This is a genomic window from Apibacter mensalis, from assembly GCF_001418685.1.
Lineage (GTDB): Bacteria > Bacteroidota > Bacteroidia > Flavobacteriales > Weeksellaceae > Apibacter > Apibacter mensalis.
The window spans coordinates 1-1,951 of record NZ_LIVM01000033.1; the positions used below are offsets into that span (position 1 = coordinate 1).

The 1,951-nt window shown below is 44.5% G+C and carries 1 pseudogene; it reads right to left on the bottom strand.

From position 1 onward, the window contains the following. Positions 1-1,219 (bottom strand): annotated as a pseudogene (locus ASC36_RS11100) (hypothetical protein); the annotation flags it as partial. Between the last annotated feature and the right edge of the window lie 732 nt (positions 1,220-1,951).

Genomic DNA, 1,951 nt, shown 5'->3' on the forward strand with positions numbered 1-1,951 from the left:
TATTCCAACTGTTATTTCTTTCTTCTATAAACACTTCTCCAAACGGTAAATATTCTACATGTTGTACGATTTCGCCGTCTAAGTTAGTAATATAATTGCTACTGCCCAAATGGTCGGAGTGGTAATAAAACTGCATTTTTTCGTAGTTCACGTTTCCGGTGCCTATGCCTGCTCGCGCAGCAACGGTTGGGGAACAACAGAATCCTTCGCCGTTAACGTAATCGTCGTTGTCTTTGCCATGGTATGGTATTTCCAGGCTTTGATAACTGTCTTTTAGGGTCTTTAGGCTACTTTGGTATTTGTCTTTCCAATTGATCGTTACTCGTGGCATGCCCGCGCCGGCGTATTCTATTCTTCGGGGATCGGCGCCGAAGCTTTCGATGTCGCCCAGCTTGCTGACTATTCTTTGGGTGCCTATGTAGTAATGTTTGGTGTATTTTCCATTAGGGCTTACTACAAAGTATGGGTTGATGTAGGCGGTGAAATCGCCGGTATCGGTTCTTCCTCCGGAGTATTGGGAATTGATGTATACGTGTTCGCTTGCTCCGCTGGTTTTTATTACTCTTTCTCCGGTGGCGTCGTATACGTAGTTGCTTACGTAACCGTTGTCATGGATGGCCAGTAATCGGTTTTCTTCATCCCAAAGTAGCTTTCTTTCGTGAGTTTTTGGGGTCATACTTTGGTCTTTCTTTTCTAAATCGGTACTTACATAGATAAGGTTTCCGTTGGTGTCGTATTGGTAATTCTTTTTTTCTTTTCGTTTTTCTTGGGGTTGATCTGCTTCGTAGCGATAGTTGTCATCTTGGATGCTTGTTATTTGATTCTTTTTTATGGGATCGTAACTGTATTGTAAGTCATAGCCTGCTTTCAAGCTTCCTTCGAATACTATTCCTATTTGTTCCAGATCTTGTTTTTTGGTTACAATGTTATGCAGGTTATCGTAGGTCATATCCAGGGTATAGGTGGCATTTTTTACGTATGAGTCTGCAATGTAAAGGGCTTCGGCATGGGTCAGACGATACAATCCGTCGTACATATAGTCGTAGCGAAGGTGTCCGCCTTTAAAATCCGTGCCTTCCGGAGGCAAGATGGGTTGGCTTACTATACCTCCCAGGTTTCCTACCGGGTCATATCCGTAGTAATTTTGCATTATTGTTCTGGAATTTTTCTTTCCGGGGTGGGTTACTACCACCATGCCGGAGAGTCTTCTTCTATCCATATCATACGTATAGTTGGTTTCTGTGCCGTTGCAGTAGCTCTGATAGGTTCTTTGTTCGAATTTGTCGTAGCCTATTTTGTTTACATAGTTATAGCTGTAGGCTTTGCTGCCTTTTACTTGGGTCAGTAGGCCGGCTGCATTATAATGGTAATCTACTTTTTCTTGATCCGGATAAATGATTTGCTCCAGGCGGTTCCAACTGTCGTACTTGGTTTGGGTGACATAGGTGGCAATGGCTTGATTGGGTATGATCACGGTTCTGCGTACTTCGGTTATTTCTCCCAGGCTGCCGTATTTGTATTCTTGGGCGCCTGAAGCGTCTTCTACTAGCATGACTCTTCCTACTCGGTTGTAATGAGAGTTTTTGTTCCCGTAATAGTACGTCACGTTGTTTTGTGGGTACTGCGGATAGAGGATCTTTTGCAAATGGGTATAGTCATACTCATAGTTGATACGGGTGTGTTGGGAGGCCAGATTGGAAGTTTGGCGAGACAGTACGTTTCCTGCCGGGTCATATTCCAGTTGGGTTAGCCCTGCGCTCGGATGTTCCAGTTGGGTTCTTCTACCGGCCAGGTCATATGCCGAGCGTGTTTTTTGTCCTTCGGTATCGGTTACTTCCAATAACTGGTTGATGGCATCGTAGGCATAACGGGTGCTTATGATTCCGTCCGGGCCTGAGAGTTGTTCGGTCTTTGCGGTAAGTCCGGATCCGTTGGTATAGGTTTTCTGTTT